The organism is gamma proteobacterium symbiont of Lampromicra miyakona (assembly GCF_059730895.1).
Genome location: NZ_AP035932.1, coordinates 711,097 through 729,231, shown reverse-complemented (window position 1 = coordinate 729,231; position 18,135 = coordinate 711,097). Strand labels below are relative to the sequence as shown.

Sequence of the window (18,135 nt, the reverse complement as noted above, 5' to 3'; positions counted from 1 at the left end):
TAATTTAGTTCGTCAGCCAAATACCGTAATAAATAACTATAGATCCAAGTGAAAGAATGATCTTTGAGAAAATGAACAGCCCTGGTGCCAGTTTATTGGTAGCCGGTGAAAATCTCTTGTAATTATCAGCATTATATTTCTTGTGAAAATCCATAATATTGCCAAACATATTACACAATGCAACTAGTATAAACTTCATCCCCCATATAAAAAGTAATGAAGCACCTAGCTCCTCCATTAAATCCCCTGCGGCGTCCTTGGTAAAACCTGGAATTATCGCTGCCAGTCCTTTAAGCACAAAACCAATAGCGATGATGGCGATAAAAACCCCGATAAAAGCTTTCCCTATACCAGCCAGCGTTTTTTTTCCATAGGAAATCTTACTACTCCAGATAAAATATACCGTCACTAACCAGAAGAATAAAAATGCTACAATTTCCATGTTGTTGCCGCCCTTTTAAAAAATCAATTGCCAATCAGAACCGTTTTACAGCCGCTAATGATAGCACCATCACCACCACCTCCATTCTCGGAATTATCTGAACTCCCTTCCTTGCCAATAATTAAATCACGCAGAGGCTTTATGACAACTTTCAAATCCACCTCACCTGCTAACCCCAATAATACAGCAAATCTGCCGTTGGCTTTTAGCGTGACTGAATAATCTGTTTTATCAAAATAAGCAGCAGCGCCTGCTGACGCCCCTACCGCCCCCAAATGCGCTTCAGCTTTCGCTTTTGCTATCACCAGGCCAAACAGGCTTACCTTTGCGCCTACTTTCTCTTTGACTGCTGCAAGCCCTCCACCGCCGCCAAGATTGAACCCATAGCGACCTTTATTTCCGGTATAAACTTCTGCAGTGGCTTTTGCATCAGCAGTAGCTATGGTTACATCACCGGTAGCATTCGCATACAAAGTACCCTCGCTCCCTGCCGCTCCTGTAACACCATATTGCATACCCGTCGCTGTGGCTGTACCATTTATCCCATAAATATTGCTGTCACCGTTGTAAAAAGCTCCGGTTGCATCAGCGTCCGCTATTTTATTGCGGAATTCGCCTCTAAACAGATCGTGACTTTTAATATTTCCCATCGTAAGGTTTTCCAGTGAAAACCCTGTCGACACAGTGTCATAACTGCCATCATTAGTACTGTCTTTCAGGCTGGCATACGCTCCTAAAATTCGCGCATCGTAGTGCTCACCATGCAACATCCCATCCTCACCAGCCTTCTTCGCCAGCGAGCCCCCCCAATATTGCGGGGGCGCAGGTTTACATTTCGCAGGTGCCGACGCCCCGCCTGCATGACACTGTGTCTTATCACCCTGACGGGCCAGCGCCATACCGTTAACGAATACGCTGCCGGAGCCGCTGACGATAATACCGCCTCCGTGTTGCTTACAGGAAAATTCATCACCTTTTCGGGCGGCGGGAAATCCACCAATGATAACGTCAGGACTGCCACACTGAATTGGGCCATCGTGAGCCGCTTTATCCACAAAAGCTCTGGCCACAGGCATACCCATACCGATATTCCTTCCAATAAGCGATTAACTGTTAATTTTGACGACCGCGCTTTTGATGTCGGTGATGTTCGTGCCGGTAATGCTTACCGTATCATTTGCCTTTAATTCAGCATCTTTACCAGTACCTAAAGTGGTCAGCTCATTGCCCTTAAACAATGCCTGCAACTCGCTCTCAGCATGGATATTTCCATTATTCACCTGGATTTGAATGGCGTCGGGGGTGATCAGGAGGTAATTCTCTTTCACTTTTAACTTGATGCTTGTGTTGGCTTCAAGCAGCGCATTGCCCTCTTTATCCATAGTCAGCACCGTTTCGCCTTCGCCAACATTTATAACGTGCTGGACGCCCGTATTGCTTAGCGCATGTTCACCCACGTCTGCCTGACGATTGCGCTTTATTGAGACCTTCTCGTCACGGCCTATAGTTTTATGCCGATCCATCCCAACATGGTGCGTCTCACAGCTTTCCACTTCCGTATCCATATTTTTTTCGGCGTGAATCCAAATCTGCTCATGCCCCGCTTTATCCTCGAAGCGCAGCGCGTTTGCCGTGTCCCTGTGACCATCTTTGCTGCGGCTGTAAAAGCCCATCTGCGTCGCCGCCGCCGGCAGCGCCCACGGCGGCATATTGCCATCGTTGTAGACACGACCGGTTACGATGGGCCGGTCCGGGTCGCCGTTGATGAAGTCCACCACCACCTCATCGCCCACGCGCGGGATCTGCACACTGCCGTACCCCTGGCCCGCCCACGCGCTCGACACCCGCACCCAGCACGAGCTCGTGTCGTCGCCCTTCGCCAGGCGGTCCCAGTGGAACTTCACCTTCACCCGGCCGTAGCGGTCCGTCCAGATTGACTCTCCCGCCGGGCCCACCACCTTCGCCGTCTGCGGCCCGTGCGTCTTCGGCCACGCCGTCGCCGGCTCCGCGCGGTACGTCACCGACGACGGCAGCACCGTGAACGCGATGTTGTGCCGCGCTCCGCCGCCGCCGCTCGCGTACCCGTTCTCCTCGAAGTCGTACCGCGCCGACGTCACCAGGTACTCTCCGTTGTCGCTGAAGTGTGGCGCGTTCACGATGCCGAACCGGTACCCCGGCGCGATGCCCGTCGCCGTCCCCGTTCCGCTCACGCTGTGGTGCGCAACCTGCCACACCTCCTGGCGGATGCGCGTGTAAAACTCCCCGTGGCTGTGGTCGACAAAATGGCCCGGCCAGTCGTACACGTCCACCGCCCCCGGCACCGGCGACACCGGGTTCTGCCGCGCCTGCAGCATCCACGCGTTCGGCTTGCGGAAGTCGTAGTCGTCCGTGCTGTACATCCCCGGCGTCACGCTCTCGCACAGCGACCACTGGCTGATGCCCTCCTCCGTCACGCTCCCCCCCGACGCCGTCACGTGGTACGGTATCGTCTCATAGCCCGCGAACGCCTCGTGCTGGTCCGCCCCGTCGCACAGCACCATCACGTGACGCTCCGCCTCGTGGCGGAACCAGTAGTAAATCCCCTCCAGCTCCATCAGCCGGCTGATGAAGTCGAAGCTGCTCTCCTGGTACTGCACGCAGTACTCCCACACCCGGTAGCTGCTGCCCAGCCGCGTCTCCACGTTCACCCCGTTCTCCTGCAGCAGCGTCTGCACTATCTGCGGCACCGTCTGACCCTGGAATATCCGCAGGTTGCGGTCCCGGCGCATCGGCCACAGGTCCGGCTCCACCCGCAGCTGGTACACCGCGTAGCGCGTCCCGCTCAGCTCCTCGCTGCGCACCGCCACCCGTGTGATTTTGCCGTTGAGGTAGCGCGGCGACAGCAGGCTCTGCGTCGGCAGCGTGAACGTGACCGGCTGCCCCAGCAGCGCGTGCCGGTCGATGCGCGCGTCCGTGGCCAGCAGCTCGGCGTTCAGCTCAAACGACTGCGACAGCGCCTCGGCGCCGGTGAGTTTCCAGAACAGCAGGCCGTCCATCGGCAGCTGCGCGGTGATGCGTGAGAACATAATAAATCCCTGATGATTAACTGTGTGGATCGAGCAACCAGACGCCTTCTTCGCTGATGGTCAGCGTTTGCTCGCGCGTGCCGCCCTGGCCGCTGATGGCAAAGGTATAATTGCCTGGCGCCAGCTGCAGCGCGGCAAAACCATTGGCAGCAGGCACCAGCGCCTGCGGTTTGCCATTCACCTGGACGCGTTCGCCCTGCTGCAGCTTGATGTAAACCTGCGCTACCGGCTCCGGCGGCGGAGCAGGTTGCGGCTCCGCTTCGCGCGGTTTTTCCGGCGTTACCGCTGCCGTTGCGGCTGGCGCTGACGGCGCTGAAGGTGAAACTGCCGGATCAGCAGCTGGCGCGCTGTTTTGCACCGTCTCTGCCGGCGCCGCAGGCTCATCGCCTCCGGACATCAGCAGCCCCACGCACAATCCCACCAGCACGCCCGCGGCCACCAGCCCCGGCAGCGCAAAGCGATGGCGCAGCAGCGATTTCACCGGCGAAAGCGTTTCGGCTTCGTTCGCCTCTTCCACCGGCACCAGCATGGTGCCCGGTCCGCTGATTTTGGCGCTCAGCAGCGGTTCCGGTTCGCGCTCTGGCAGCGCCATCAGCCCGGCAAAAGCATCAATATCCTGCGGCCGATCTTCCGGTTTGAGCGCCAGCGCGCTGTCTACCGCCGTCAGCAATGCCTGGGAGTAGCCCGGCAGGCGGCGCGCGGCCAGCGGCTGGTAGTTATCTTCGATGCTGCGCACCACGCTCACCGGCGGTGGCGCCCCGGTGATCAGCGTATGCAGCACCGCGCCCAGCGCGTAGATATCCGTCCACGCGCCCTGTTCGCTTTCGTCGTTATCGCTGTATTGCTCGATGGGCGCATAGCCCGGACGCAGCATGGTTTCGCTCTCATCCGAGAGGTTGCCGATGGTTTTACGCGCGGAGCCAAAGTCCAGCAGCACCGGCTCGCCGCTGCTCTGAATCTGGATGTTATCCAGCGAGATATCGCGGTGCAGGTAACCGGCGTCGTGGATGGTTTTGATCGCACCCAGCAGCGGCGGCAGCAGGCGACGAATCCAGGCTTCATCCACCAGCTGCGGATTGCGCTCGCGCAGGTTCGATAAGGTGGTGCCGCTGTAAAACACCGTGCCCATATAAGCGGTGTCGTTCTGCACCCAGAAACGCAGCACGTGCAGCAGATTTGGATGGTTGAAGCGGGCCAGCAGGCGCGCCTCCTGAATAAAGCTGTTCAGCCCGGCATGAAAGGTTTTGCTGAAGCGTTCGCTGCGCAGCACCAGATTCAGATCATCGCTGCGCACCGCCAGCGAAGCCGGCATAAACTCTTTGATGGCGATATCACGCTCCAGCTGATGATCCCAGGCACGATAAACAATGCCAAAGCCGCCACCACCGATCACTTCTTTAATTTCAAACTCATTGAAACGGTAACCCACCGGCAGAGCGTTGGGTACGTTGAGGGGATTATCGTGTTCCGACATTTTCGAAAACTCTCTGATCACTAACGGCTTTAGACATCGAACTGGCAAACAAACTCGCCCTGCTCACAGCGTACCTGCACGCGACGATAGCGTTCATCGCGGGCGTGGGCGCTGAGCAGCATCTGGCTCATCTGCGGCAACAGGGTATTGGTAAGGATGGCGTCGACCATGCGGCCACCGGACTCCACTTCCGTGCAGCGCTGCACGATCTGGCTGATGACCGAATCGTCAATCTGCGCGCTGATGCCGTGGTTGTCGGCGAGGCGCTGAACAATACGGCCCAGCTGCAGCCGGACGATTTCCGCCAGCATCGCGTCGCTCAGCGGGTAATACGGCACCACCAGCAGGCGACCCAGCAGCGCTGGCGGGAAGACCTCCAGCAGCGGTTTGCGCAGTGCGGTGCTCAGCGCTTCCGGATCCGGCATCAGCTCCGGATCGGCACACATCGCACTGATCAGCTGCGTACCGACGTTGGAGGTCAGGATAATGATGGTGTTACGGAAGTCGATGTGGCGCCCTTCGCCATCCTCCATCCAGCCTTTATCGAACACCTGGAAGAACAGCTCGTGCACATCCGGATGCGCCTTCTCAATCTCATCCAGCAGCACCACGCTGTAGGGACGACGCCGCACCGCTTCGGTCAGCACGCCGCCTTCGCCATAGCCCACGTAGCCCGGCGGTGCGCCTTTCAGGGTGGAAACGGTGTGGGCTTCCTGAAACTCGCTCATGTTGATGGTGATGATGTTCTGCTCGCCGCCGTACAGCGACTCGGCCAGCGCCAGCGCGGTTTCGGTTTTGCCGACGCCGGAGGGACCGCACAGCATAAAGACGCCGACCGGTTTGTTCGGATTGTCGAGGCGCGCGCGTGAGGTGCGCACGCGTTTGGCGATCAGATCGAGACCGTGACGCTGGCCAATCACGCGCTGGTTGAGCGTATCGGCGAGATTGAGCACCGCGTCGATTTCGTTTTTCACCATGCGCCCCAGCGGAATCCCGGTCCAGTCTGCGACCACGGCGGCCACCACGCTGGCATCCACGGCGGCAAACAGCAGCGGCGCTTCGCCCTGCAGCTGTTGCAGCTGCTGTTGCGTCGCGTCCAGCTCATCGCGCAGCGCGGCTTCGCCCTCCGTCACGCAGCGCGCCCGCAGCGCAATCAGCTGATCGACCAGTTCACGCTCCTGCTGCCAGCGCTGCTGCAGCGCATCGCGCTCGGTTTCCAGCGTTGCGCGCTGGGCGGCAACCGCCTGCGAACGCGCCGCATCGCCCAGCCCGACTTTGCTTTCGCGCGCAATGATCTCCGCTTCAATCTCCAGCGCGGCCAGACGATGCAGGCAATCTTCCAGTGCCGCAGGCTGTGCGCCCTGGCTCACCGCCACGCGTGCGCAGGCGGTGTCCAGCAGCGCCACCGCTTTGTCCGGCAGCTGGCGCGCCGGAATGTAACGGTGCGACAGCTTCACCGCCGCGCTGACCGCCTCATCCAGCAGCAGTACCTGATGATGCTTCTCCAGCGCGCTGACGGTGCTGCGCAGCATCAGAATCGCTTTGGCTTCATCCGGCTCCTGCACCTGCACGGTCTGGAAACGACGCGTCAGCGCCGGATCTTTCTCAATGTACTTTTTGTATTCGGCCCATGTGGTGGCACCGATGGTGCGCAGCTGGCCGCGCGCCAGCGCCGGTTTCAGCAGGTTGGCGGCATCGCCGGTGCCCTGCTGGCCGCCGGCACCGACCAGCGTGTGAATCTCGTCGACGAACAGTACAATCGGCGTCGGGCTGGACTGCACTTCATTAATCAGCGCCTGCAGGCGCGCTTCAAACTCGCCTTTCATGCCGGCACCGGCCTGCAGCATGCCGATATCCAGCAGCCACAGCTGCACATCCCGCAGCGGAGCCGGTACGTCGCCTGCGGCAATACGCAGCGCCAGGCCTTCGACCACCGCGGTTTTGCCAACGCCCGCTTCGCCGGTCAGCAGCGGGTTGTTCTGCCGGCGACGCATCAGAATATCCACCATCTGGCGGATCTCTTCATCACGGCCGGTGACCGGATCGATGCGTCCTTCGCGTGCACGCGCGGTGAGATCCTGCGCGTACTGCGCCAGCGTGCTGGTGCTGGCTGCGGGTGCGGCACTCTCCGCGCCCGGCTGTGCCACCAGCGCCTGCTGTGCTTCTTTACTGCTGGCGAGCAGCGTGTCGAACTGCTCCAGCAGCGCATCGGCATTGATACGGCCAAACTGGCCGGAGATGCCTTTCAGCACGCTGGCGAGGTTGAAGGTTTTGAGCATGCCAATCAGCAGATGGCCGCCGCGAATGCGCGTCGCACCGTACTTCAGCGAGGCGTAGACCCAGGCGCGCTCGACGGCACTGTCGATGTGTTCGGCGAGATCGGAAACCGCGCTCGCACCGCGCGGCAGGCGGTCGAGCGCCGCGACGATATCCCGCGTCAGCGCGTTTTCATCCAGTGAAAAATGGCTGATCACCCGCTGTAAGTCGCCATCCTGCTGCTGCATCAGCTGGTGCAGCCAGTGCACCAGCTCAACATAAGGATTGCCGCGCAGTTTACAAAAGGCGGTGGCGCTTTCCAGCGAGGTAAATAACAGCGTATCCAGTTTGCCGAATAACACGGCACGGCTGATTTCTGACATATCGGGTCTCTTTAATGAAAGAAGCAGGCTGTGTAACAGGGAAAAGCGATTGGGCTAGCTTGCGGCTGCCTCAACCTCAAACATGAAATCTTCGCGATCCTGCGGCTGTGGCGCGTGTCCCAGCCAGCTGGTGTAGCCCAGCCGGGCATTGCCTCCCAGCGTGACGCTTTGCACCTCTTCCGCCGCCAGGATCAGGCTGAGGTCCCACTGCATCTCGATGCCGAGATAGTGACGCACCCAGTCGCGCACTTCGCGCGCGCCCGGCGCATCCGGCAGAAAGTGGGCATACTGCTGCGCGCTCAGCGGACCGAGCCGCAGGCGAAAACGGTGCTGCACATCGCGCACCGCCACACCCAGGAACGCCGATTCGCCCAGCCGCGGCATCTGGCGTCCGGCTCCCAGCCGCGCCTGATCGCGCGCGTCCAGCGTCAGCCACTGCGGCACGTTCTGTGCCAGCTGCACCGGTACGCCAAAGTAGTGACGCAGAATGCGTACCAGCCCTTCGGCATCGTGACCGTGGCGGCTGAGGTGGCCGACCAGCATCAGCCGCGCATGCAGGCTAAGCGAACTGGCCTGCTGCTGCGCCGGTAAACCGATGCCGGCCAGACAGGCAAGGTAATCGACAAAGCGACTGTTATCGGCGCGATCCAGCGAGACGGCCGGCTGCGCATCGGCCCAGGCGCGATAAAACAGCAGCGTGGCGCGATGGTGAAAGATGTCGGCAAACGCCGCCAGGCTGTGATCCTGATGGTGCACGATGCGCTCGTGCACATATTCCGTCAGATGGGTCGGCAGCGGACCGTTGGGGCCAAACAGGCCAAAGCTGTAAATCGCCACGTCATGGCGCGCGTCCTCTGCGCGCGGCTGCACGCTGGCCAGCGTTGCCGGGGCAAACGCCAGCGACGGTTGCTGACCAATGCGCAGCGCTTCGAACTTCGGCAGCGGCGCGCGTCCCAGCGGATAGCGCTGGCCGCCCTGCGCATCCAGCCGGCGCAGCAGCTGAAACAGATCGTAGCGCCACGGTGCCGCCATCACTGCCTGCCAGAAATCGTCCGGCAGCCGCTGGGCGCGCTGCAGCGGAATGATCTGCGCCTCGCTCATAGCAGCGCCTTCCTGCCCATGCGCGGCGGCCAGTAGCCCACCTCGCCGCGCTGCTGGCTGTTGAGGGTGAATTCGGTAAAGCTATTCAGCGCCACCAGCCGGCTGCACACGCGTTCCAGCACGCTGCCGAGCAGCCACGGGCTGGCACCGGAAAACGCCTGTTCGTCGACCTCCAGCGTGATGCTGACGCCGCGCGCAAACACCACCGGGCCCGGTTCCGGCACCCGGCGATTGACCGCGCTAAGCTGGCAGTGGCGAATACCGTCAATCTGGCGCGCCACCGCCGCTTCGGCGAGATTAGCGTACAGGCTCAGCAGCTGGCGCAGCGCGGCGGCGCCCTGACCGTCGCTGCTGTCCATCAGGCTCAGGTAGTTCATCTGCAGGTGGCTGATCAGACGCCACGCGGAGAGCCCTTCGGCCAGCGCCGGACGCGGCGGCGTCGGGCCTTTACACAATTTCAGCTGACCGACCGGGATCGAATCCGGCATGACGAAATTGCCCTGCTCCTGCTGCAACAGCATCAGCGGCAGGTCGCGGCTGGTGCAGAGCACGTCTGCCGACAGGTAGCGCATGTCGTCGCGCCACGGCGTGTGATGCTCATCCACCAGCGACAAAAACACTTCCGAGCCGATATAGCCGGTGCGCGTGCCGTAACGCTGCGCCTGCTCAGACAGCGTGCGCTGCTCGCGGCGCAGCGAGAAATAGGCACCGTAATCGCCGTCGTCGCCGCTGAAGGTGCTCCAGAACGGACGGAATATCTGCTCTTCGCGCTTGCCCTCAATGGTGGCGAACAACCGCTGCACCGAGTGCACTTCGTAGTCCAGCGGCCGGATGTTATCCACCACCAGATGATATTCGTGCTGGCTGTCGCTAACCTTCAGACGCTCAGCCGTTTTGGGAAACAGGTTGATCACCGGCGTGCAGTGCAGCGCCAGATGGCTGCTGTCCACCACGCTTTCCAGCGCGCTGTCGGCCTTATCCAGCAGGATGATAATGTCGAATTCCTGCGCGTTATCGCAGCGGCGCAGAAACGGTGCCAGCTGGCTCAGGCTGATGAACTGGAAGCGCGCCGGAAAGGCAAAATACTCCTGCAGCAGCCGGTAGCCGTCGAAGTTACGCAGATCGTCCGGCAGCAGCGCCTGCTCCGGCGCAAAGCCTTCCTGCTGTAGCGAGTCATCCGGCAGCACCTGGCGCAGCGGCTTGTGTTCGACCGATTGCAGCACGATGCCGACGCGGTGCTGTATCAGCAGCTCCAGCAGTTTCTGCGCCTGAATGTCCGGGCCGCTGAGATACAGCGTTAAATCGGCGACATTCAGCTGGCTGAGCGACGAGATGCCTTCGCAGGCGATACGCACGCGCAGCGCGCTGGCGGCACCGCGACCGCTGAGCTTCAGTTCGCCCAGCGGCAGATCGCCCGGCACGCCGCCGAGTGAAACGTCGCTGATGCGCAGCGGATGCAGCGTGACATCGTGCGCCGTGGTGTAGCTGCAGGTTACGCCGCTTTTTTTCAGGTGCTGGCTCTCCATCATGGTGCCGCGCGGCACGTGGAAGCCATTGCTAATGTCGCCTTTGCGGCTGTCCGGCGTGAGCTGTGCAATCGCCATCGACGGCGTAGGTGACAGATAAGACGGCGCAATCATCTCCAGCAGCCGCTGCGAAAAGCGCGGGAACTCGGCGTCCATTTTGAGCTGCACGCGCGACGTGAGGAAAGCAAAGCCCTCCATCAGCCGCTCAACGTAAGGATCGGCGACTTCGATGCCGCGCATCCCCAGCCGCCCGGCGACTTTCGGATAGCGCGCAGCGAACTCCGCGCCCAGCTCACGCAGATAGGCCAGTTCGCGGTTGTAGTAGTCGAGCAGTTTGCTGTCCATGATTAACCTGCATCCAGTAGTTCAAAATGACCGCTTTCCAGATCAACCTGGGTGCGGAACAGAAACTCCAGCGGATAAGGCACGCACCACAGGCGGCCTTTTATTTCAATCGATAACACGTTGTGCAGGCTGAGCGACTTCAGATCGCTGACGCAGCGTACCTGCAGCCCCTGCGGCAGAATGCGCGGCTCGAAATGCAGAATGGCATCGGTCATTTTGCGCTGCATATCCTGCCATTCGATGTCAGAGATGTTCTGTCCGGCCAGCGGCGCCACGCCAAAATTCCACACCGAGCGCTGCACTTCACCAAAGGCGCTGAGATCCTGCTGGGCTTCGTTGTTGATGGTGTTAAACAGCCACTGCAGATCGCGCAGCACGTGGCGGCGCAGCGTGCTGTGGGAAATCAGCGTGGTGTTGCTGGCTTCGCTCTGCTTGTCCGGCGCGTTGTCAGTCAGACGATCGAGTAACGAGGATTGCAGCTTGTCGCGCGCGGTTAGCGCGTCGCGATTTTTACGCGCGCGGAAACCGCCATGCAGCTGGGCATAGCCGTCGTTGTGCGAGCTGTTATCACGGCTCATCGCTGCCGCCTGGCTGGAACGTCAGCTGCTGCAGCGTCAGCAGCGGATACTCGCCGCTATCGCTCAGCCACAGCTTCTGGCCATGGCCAGTAAACTGGCTGTCATCGTGGCCCAGCGGCTGCCATTCCGTGACGCTGGCGCGCAGATAACGCTCATCCGCCCCCGGCAGCAACGGATAGCGCACCGGGATCTGGCAAATCTGCTCGCTGCCATCCACCAGCTGCACCCGCGTGTGGCGCCAGACCAAATCGGTCACGCTGGCGGGTGCCTGAAATTCCATCTCGCGGATCGCGGCGAATGGAATCCAGTAATAGCGGCCGTTGGCGATGGCTTCGCACACCGGCCCGAAGCGGCTGTCGCCGTCCATCAGCCACGCGAAGTCTGTCGTCTGTTCCTGCTGGTGCAGCTGACCCGGATTGGCTTCGGCCTGCGCCAGCGCGGCAGCTCGTTGCTCCGCACCCAGCGCGAAGTCACCGCGGATGTCGGCGGTCAGCGCAGCCAGCAGGGTTTCACACCATGCCCACGCGCTGCCCGGCAGCTGCGGCTGCACCGCGCCGCGCAGTACCGCTTCACGCTGCTGCTCACCGGCAATGGCCTGCTGCAGTAAGGTGACGGTCGGCTGCGCCTGGGGCGTCAGCGCCAGCCATGATTGCAGTTGGGTTTGCGCGCGCGTCCAGTTGCCCGCCAGGCACAGCAGCTGCACAAACGCCGCGCGCAGGTCGGCATTGGCCGGGCTGGCCTGAATCTGGCGGGTGATATCGGCGAGGTTATCGGCCAGTGAGGCACTGGCCAGGCGCGATTGTAACGAATCCATGCAAGCTCCTTTTGCGTTAGTTGATGGTGCGGTAAACCGCGGCAGCGGGATCTTTCAGCTCCGGATGCAGCTGCTCTACCAGCTGGACTTTCAGCGGTGCGCTGGCGCTCAGCCACGGCGACCACACTTTGCGCACTTCCTGCAGCCGTGCGCGCAGTGCGCTCTCATCGGCGGCATCGCTGGCGGGCATCTGCACCACCACCTGATCCGGTGCCTGCCAGCCGTTGAACTGGCTGCTGAACGGCAGCACCAGCCAGCTGTCTGGCGACTTCTCGTTGCTCAGCACCATGCGTTCGCTGTTGACGGTAGTGATGCTGAGCTCGGCGCTCTGCTGTTTGTTATTCAGGCCGGCAATCGGGAAGCCCTGCAGGAACGTCACCACCACGCTTTTCGCCGCACCGTTGCCCATCTGCGTCAGGCTGCTGCGGCCGCTCAGCCAGCCATCCTGACCGCAGCTCAGCCCCTGTTTGGACGGCACGAACAGCGCGCTGGTCTGCGCCGGATGCTGCCACCAGGTGCGGAAGTGACAGCCGTCGAGCAGGCTGAACTGCAGCCACGGCGTGGTATCGGCCTGCGGCGAGTTGAGCACCGGCGCGGCAGGGGCAACCGCAGCGGTCTCTGGCTGCTGCACGGGCGCGGGCGGCGGCGTTACCACCGTTTGCCACTGCTGCGCTTTGGCCGCGCTGCCGCTGGCGATCGGGTTGCCGTCATCATCATTGAGCGCCCAGTTGAGCTGCTGCAGCGCTTTACACTGCGATGCCATCAGCCCGGCGACGCGCGGCAGAAAATCCTCCAGCGCCGCGACGTTTTTCGCGCCGTGGGTGACGATGCGCAGATCAACATTGCGCTTACACCAGCTCGCCAGCTGGTTATCTTTCACGTCATCAATCCAGACATCCAGTTTCTGTGCCGGGGACTGCACGATGCGATAGTTCTCAGCAAATGCGTGCGTGCTGAGCAGCAGCGCAGCCAGACCCAGTAATCCATGTTTCATGTTGGCGTTCTCAATCTCGAAGAGGGAAAAACTGCGCCGCTTCGGACAGCGAGTGCAGTAAGGTGGTGTCCTGCGGTGAGCCAATCCAGACGGCCAGCGCGCTGAAGTTATCCTGCTGACCGTTATCCGGCTGACCGTTGCGGATGATTTGCTGCATCAGCGTCAGCCACTCTTCCGGCGTATTGACCATGTGCAGCGACTGCTGCATCTGCTCCAGCGTCACGCCGTGCCAGAAGCCATCGGTGCACAGTAAAAAGGCGTCGCCGTCTTCTATTTCCACCACATCGCTGTAGCTGGCGTCGCGCTGCTCATCGCCCATGCCGAGGGCAAAATAGAGCAGGTTACTGTTGATACCTTCGGTCTGGTGACCGGCATCTTTCATCTGCTGCACCAGGCTATGGTCGGTCGTCACGTGATAGAGGTAGCCGCGGCGAAACAGATACAGCCGGCTGTCGCCCGCGTGCGCCCAGTAGGCCAGCTCGTAGTCGCGGTCGACAAACAGGCTGACCAGCGTGGTGCCCATGCGGCTGTGCTCGCTGCTGGCTTTCTGCTGCTGGCGAATCGCGTGATTCGCGTGGTTGACGTAGTTGCGAATCGACTGCGCATCCAGGTGCGCGTTACCGTCGAACGCCTCCATCAGGCTGCTGCGCGCGATGCGGGCGGCCACGTCGCCGCCGGGAAATCCTGCTACGCCGTCGCACACCACGAAGCAGGCTGAGCGTTCGCCGATTACCTCACCGGTTTGGTCCTGATTGCTGGCGCGGTCGCCCTGATTCGACGTGGAAGCAATGGTGATATTCATGCGTCATCCGTGTGGGTTTGTGAATCTTTGTACTGATTAACTTCCAGGTCGTAGGCATGCAGGAAAGCTTCGCCGAACAGGGTATGGAAATCGTCCTCAATCTCGCCCGCTGTCTCGCCGTAGCGCTCAACAAAATGCTCCCACAGCGCGGCTTTGCGGCTGCCCGGCAGGCCGAGGCGCGACAGCGATCCCGCCTGGCGTGCTTCCTCTTCCAGCTGATCCGGATTAAAGGATTGCAGCATCGAAGCGATAATGGCGCGGATCCCGGCGATCATGCCGAGCTGATGCGCCTGCAGATCGATCAGCGCATCACGCACCGCCTGACGCGGCGGCATGAAGCCCGGCATGCGGCTGCCAAACATCTGCATCAGCACGGTTTTGCCGGACGGCAGCAGTTTGAACGGGTTGTTGGCGTCATCGAGGATTACCGTCATATCCGCTTTAACGCCACGCTTGAGAATCGAGCGTGACGACAGCAGCGCAACGGTGCCCTGCGAGAACATGCTCAGCATCTGGCCAAACTGCAGCATCTGCTCACGGTCGAACTGCGGCGTGGGTTGCAGATCGCGCAGCCCCATGCCTTCCAGCAGTGCATCCAGCAGTTCGCCTTTCAGCGCGTCGCCGCTGCTGTGGCTGGCTGTCGCCTGACTGGCGGGTGCCGCGTTCTGATGGCTGGAAGCCACCGGATCGATACGCAGCCGCCCTTTCGGCGTCGGCGACGGTACACGTTGCACCGCCTGCGGCGTGGGCAGCGTAATGCCGCCGTAATCCATCTGCGGCGCGACCGTCTCTGGCTGCTCCGCCTGCGGTTCGATCAGCGGCGGCGTGGCCTGGGTTTCGGTGTCATCAAACAGTGGCGAACTGCTGAGATCCGCCAGCTCGACCGGTGCCGTCTCCGGCGAGGGTTCACTGTGCGTTTCCGGCTGGGCGACGGGCTGCGGTTGAACCGTCTGTGCCGGCGCGATCTCCGGCTGCGCCAGCGGAACTGCATTGCCCATCATCAGGCCAAGCGGATCGTCGTGGTTGCGCACGTCGCTGCTGCTCTGGCTGCCAAACAGGCTGAGCGGATCGAGCTCGATGGCACTCTCAACCTGCGGCTGCGCGGCGGCATTCTGCTGCGCCGACAGCGTGCTGGGGGTGCGATCGTCGAAGATACTTTCCTGCGCAAACAGCGCATCGCCTTCATCGAACAGGCTGGTGTTTTTCGGCTGCTGGCCAATATCCAGCGGCGCATCGTTCACCAGCTGAGCCAGCGGATCCTCCGGGTTGCGATCGAGGCTGGCCGGCGCAGTGAGCGGATTGGCCTCCGGCAGCACCTCGGCCGCTGCTTTGCGCTTCGACAGATCGTCAGAGATCGAGAACTCTTTGGCGAGGCTGTCCCAGATCTCGCTGGGGATCGCGGCGGTGCTGGCATCTTTTTCCGCCGGTTGCGCATCAGCCATTACCGGCGCCTGCACCACCGGCTGCGGTGCCAGCGTGGCGGCCTGCGGCTGCTGCGCGCCGTTGAGATCGTTGACCAGCAGCTGGTAATCATCGATACCCAGCACGTCGCCATCCTGTAATTCCACCTGACGCCCGCGCTCCAGCGGGATGTCATTGAGCAGCACGCGCGTCACGTTGCCCCGGTTCGTGAGGCGGCATTCGCCAGCGGCGGTGATATGCACAATCGCCTGCAGGCGAGAAATGGTGCGATCGTCATCCGGCAGAACCAGATTGTTGTCCACCCCGCGGCCAATGGTGCCGCCGGGCGGCATAAAGTCACAGCGGGTTTGCGGCGGCTGGTGGCCGGGTTTAGTCGTTATTATCGTAAAGCGCATAACGGGTTCCTGCGGTTAGCGGTTCGGCATCTATATTGCGCGGCTCTCAGGGAAAGACGCGGAATATAGGAAGCGGGTGATACGATGCTGTGTGCGATATCAGGTGATTGAGGCTGTGCTTTAAAACGCGATGCGCTGTGTCATATTTGTCATTTAGAATTTTCGTTGGCTTAGAAATCATTGCAATTTTGTAGCGTTACTATGGATTGCGCGATGAATCGCGCCGCTACAATATGTGCGCGGTGCTTTGTCAGTACACCGGTTCAAGACGATTAGCCGGGATGTAGCGACAACTGATTTATTCATTATTAATAATGAAAGCAGAAATAGATAATTCTGAAAACTTCATTCAGTATCCTGAAGAAATCAGTTTATATACTTATGAATTTAAATAGTCGCAGCACCCACAGATAACACCAGCAAACCTGTTATTGATAGTAATTTATCTACAGTGGCTTCTATAATCATTGTCTTCGCAACTTCAGAAACTATGCTCATCAAAGATGATGCAAGTGATTAACTATAATAGTGCCTCCAGATTATAAACCCCACGCCTCCCCCAATCATAAAAAAGGCAGTAACCAGGTTTAAAGTATGCAGACGCAGCAACCAGTTTATTTTTTCTTTAGGCAGGGACTGAATGAAATCATAGGTTTCCTTGTTTACCCTTTCATTTCTTTTATGATAGAGCATGACACCTTTATAAAGATAAGCAAAATAAGCTATTTTAAGCGGATGAAAGGATGCGCTAAAGTAAGAGGAAATGTTCGTCGTGATGTCTAGCTGAAGATTTCTCTGTCGAAATTCAGACAAAATAACTTCGAATTTTTTGATATTTTTTCTAAAAATCACATAACCAGCAATTTGGAGAGCGATCGATAACAGGAAAGAAAATACAGATAGAGAAATTAAAACATCTGAAAGACTCATAAAGCATAATTCATTATTTATTCCGTTGCTCACTATACAAACGTCAGAAGTTTTTTCGGTATTATATTATAAAAAATCGCGGAAAAAAATTTTAGCTTATTAAATAAAGCCAATAATAAAACCGATACCCACGCCTGAAAACAAAAGAAAAAAACTGATAAGATTTAAATTATGAAGCCTCAGCATCCATGATATATTTTCTTTAGGCTGAGACTGGATGAAATTGTATGTATTCTTACTTACAGGCTTTCCTTTCGCTAAATTCATCGCTTTCCCATTATAAAGATCAATAAAATAGACTATCTTATTGGCATTAAATAGAGGCCCCAAAAAAGAATAGATATTCGTTACTATATCCAGGTCGAGATCACGGCGTCTAAACTCACTGATCAACTCAACGTATTTACGTTCATTCTTTTTAAAGATGTAGTATGAAAAAACCTGCATAATTAACGCAAAGAAAATCAATAGGAAAGCTAAATAAAGAAAAAAATCAGCTCCATTCATAGGATTTTCTCCATAACCTTTTTTACTATTTTTTCAGTGCCTTTAGACGCAATTAACCCGCCAGCAACGGAGCTTACCACATTACACGTTAAAAAACCTACCGGCCCTGTAGCAACACCAAACGCCAGACAAGCACCTCGCATAGCGATACTTGCACCCATAGCACCGTATAATCCGGCAAATGTGCTACCAACAAAAGCAGAGTATTCGGTAACTGCAACTTGCAAACACTCGTTTTTACGGTTAACTGTACATGCATCATACACGGTGTTTGTGGTATTCAAAGCGCTGAAACCTACCGCTATCCAACCGCCTGTCTTGATAATCCTTGCGGCTTTTGCAGCACCGTCTACATATGTTGAGTAACCACGAATAGCACCAACCCCCGCAGTTTGCCAATCATGTACAATCGAAGAACTCGAAAGGTTGAGGGCACTTTTAAGCTTATCGTAGGGTCTTAAATTAATAATCAATCTTGAAAATCTATTTAATAAACTATCAAGCTCTGAAAACAATCGACTTCTTTCCGCATAAAACTGCTCACTGATAAGCGAACCCGAAGTTATATATTGATTTTGATAAGCGACTTCTATAGCGGTTAACTTTTTGCTAATTTCATTGAAATACTTTTCGCCTGCATCACTAATTAAACCAGACGCTGTATCCATGAAATTTGTAATTGCTGCGATGGATTTATAATGTTGATGAAAAAAACTCGCCTCATCAACGGATAGATGCGCCAGACTATTGTTGGTTGTCGCTTTTGCCGTTGCCAGGGCACTCATTGCCGCAGGATGATTGTTTCCTTCCGGATCAGCAACGATCAGGATTTGTCCCGGTTTAGCCCATGCGACATCAGCATTTAACTGCAAAAAGTAATTTGCCGCCGGCATGTTGCGCGTACCGTACAGCCACATCGCTTGCTCGGTGAGGCTTCCAGGGCGTTGCACTACACAAAATCCCGGTTCGATGGAAGTTTTACCTGTCATCACAATCTCCTTTTGCAGTTAAATATTTATTTAGTTAAAAGATAATCTTATTAACATCTCTTCTGTAAGTTGTATCCCGCTCAATTAAATTTTCAGATAAGTATTCTGAAAT

15 protein-coding genes are annotated in these 18,135 nt (G+C 58.0%); all 15 read right to left on the bottom strand.

Translation table 11 applies throughout. The features are described 5' to 3' along the window. Positions 1–4: 4 nt before the first annotated feature. Complete coding sequence (locus AC6I8P_RS03405) at positions 5–442, bottom strand: hypothetical protein (RefSeq protein WP_498030972.1); 438 nt, start codon at positions 440–442, stop codon at positions 5–7. Between the two features lie 23 nt (positions 443–465). Further along, positions 466–1,524 carry a PAAR domain-containing protein gene (locus AC6I8P_RS03400; RefSeq protein WP_498030971.1) on the bottom strand — a complete coding sequence of 353 codons (1,059 nt, stop codon included), beginning with the start codon at positions 1,522–1,524 and terminating at the stop codon, positions 466–468. A 24-nt stretch (positions 1,525–1,548) separates the two neighbouring features. Next, complete coding sequence (locus tag AC6I8P_RS03395; RefSeq protein WP_338670775.1) at positions 1,549–3,507, bottom strand: type VI secretion system Vgr family protein; 1,959 nt, start codon at positions 3,505–3,507, stop codon at positions 1,549–1,551. Positions 3,508–3,523: 16 nt separating this feature from the next. Continuing rightward, positions 3,524–4,981, bottom strand: a complete 1,458-nt coding sequence (locus tag AC6I8P_RS03390) for a serine/threonine protein kinase (RefSeq protein ID WP_238561529.1) — start codon at positions 4,979–4,981, stop codon at positions 3,524–3,526. Positions 4,982–5,010: 29 nt separating this feature from the next. Continuing rightward, positions 5,011–7,620, bottom strand: a complete 2,610-nt coding sequence (tssH, locus tag AC6I8P_RS03385; protein WP_282996619.1) for a type VI secretion system ATPase TssH — start codon at positions 7,618–7,620, stop codon at positions 5,011–5,013. 54 nt (positions 7,621–7,674) lie between these two features. Next, complete coding sequence (tssG, locus tag AC6I8P_RS03380; RefSeq protein WP_058775983.1) at positions 7,675–8,721, bottom strand: type VI secretion system baseplate subunit TssG; 1,047 nt, start codon at positions 8,719–8,721, stop codon at positions 7,675–7,677. Continuing rightward, the gene (gene tssF, locus AC6I8P_RS03375) at positions 8,718–10,592 is read right to left on the bottom strand and encodes a type VI secretion system baseplate subunit TssF (RefSeq protein WP_498030970.1); all 1,875 of its coding nucleotides are present in this window, start codon (positions 10,590–10,592) and stop codon (positions 8,718–8,720) included. Before tssF ends, tssG begins: the two co-directional genes overlap by 4 nt. Before the next feature lie 2 nt (positions 10,593–10,594). After that, positions 10,595–11,170: a type VI secretion system baseplate subunit TssE gene (gene tssE / locus AC6I8P_RS03370; protein ID WP_021506795.1), complete on the bottom strand. Its 576-nt coding sequence runs from the start codon at positions 11,168–11,170 to the stop codon at positions 10,595–10,597. Further along, positions 11,160–11,984 (bottom strand): type VI secretion system accessory protein TagJ, encoded by an 825-nt coding sequence (locus AC6I8P_RS03365; protein ID WP_498030969.1) that lies wholly within the window; start codon positions 11,982–11,984, stop codon positions 11,160–11,162. Before AC6I8P_RS03365 ends, tssE begins: the two co-directional genes overlap by 11 nt. Before the next feature lie 16 nt (positions 11,985–12,000). Beyond that, complete coding sequence (locus AC6I8P_RS03360) at positions 12,001–12,978, bottom strand: hypothetical protein (RefSeq protein ID WP_058771450.1); 978 nt, start codon at positions 12,976–12,978, stop codon at positions 12,001–12,003. 10 nt (positions 12,979–12,988) lie between these two features. Continuing rightward, complete coding sequence (locus AC6I8P_RS03355; protein WP_021506792.1) at positions 12,989–13,780, bottom strand: PP2C family protein-serine/threonine phosphatase; 792 nt, start codon at positions 13,778–13,780, stop codon at positions 12,989–12,991. Further along, positions 13,777–15,597: a type VI secretion system-associated FHA domain protein TagH gene (gene tagH, locus AC6I8P_RS03350; protein WP_125311670.1), complete on the bottom strand. Its 1,821-nt coding sequence runs from the start codon at positions 15,595–15,597 to the stop codon at positions 13,777–13,779. Before tagH ends, AC6I8P_RS03355 begins: the two co-directional genes overlap by 4 nt. Before the next feature lie 516 nt (positions 15,598–16,113). Further along, positions 16,114–16,527 (bottom strand): hypothetical protein, encoded by a 414-nt coding sequence (locus tag AC6I8P_RS03345; protein WP_498028535.1) that lies wholly within the window; start codon positions 16,525–16,527, stop codon positions 16,114–16,116. Between the two features lie 99 nt (positions 16,528–16,626). Further along, positions 16,627–17,034: a hypothetical protein gene (locus AC6I8P_RS03340; protein ID WP_481657358.1), complete on the bottom strand. Its 408-nt coding sequence runs from the start codon at positions 17,032–17,034 to the stop codon at positions 16,627–16,629. After that, entirely contained in the window at positions 17,031–18,023 is a 993-nt protein-coding gene (locus AC6I8P_RS03335; RefSeq protein ID WP_481657357.1) for a hypothetical protein, read from the bottom strand. The genes AC6I8P_RS03340 and AC6I8P_RS03335 overlap by 4 nt, the downstream gene beginning before the upstream one ends. Positions 18,024–18,135 lie beyond the last annotated feature (112 nt).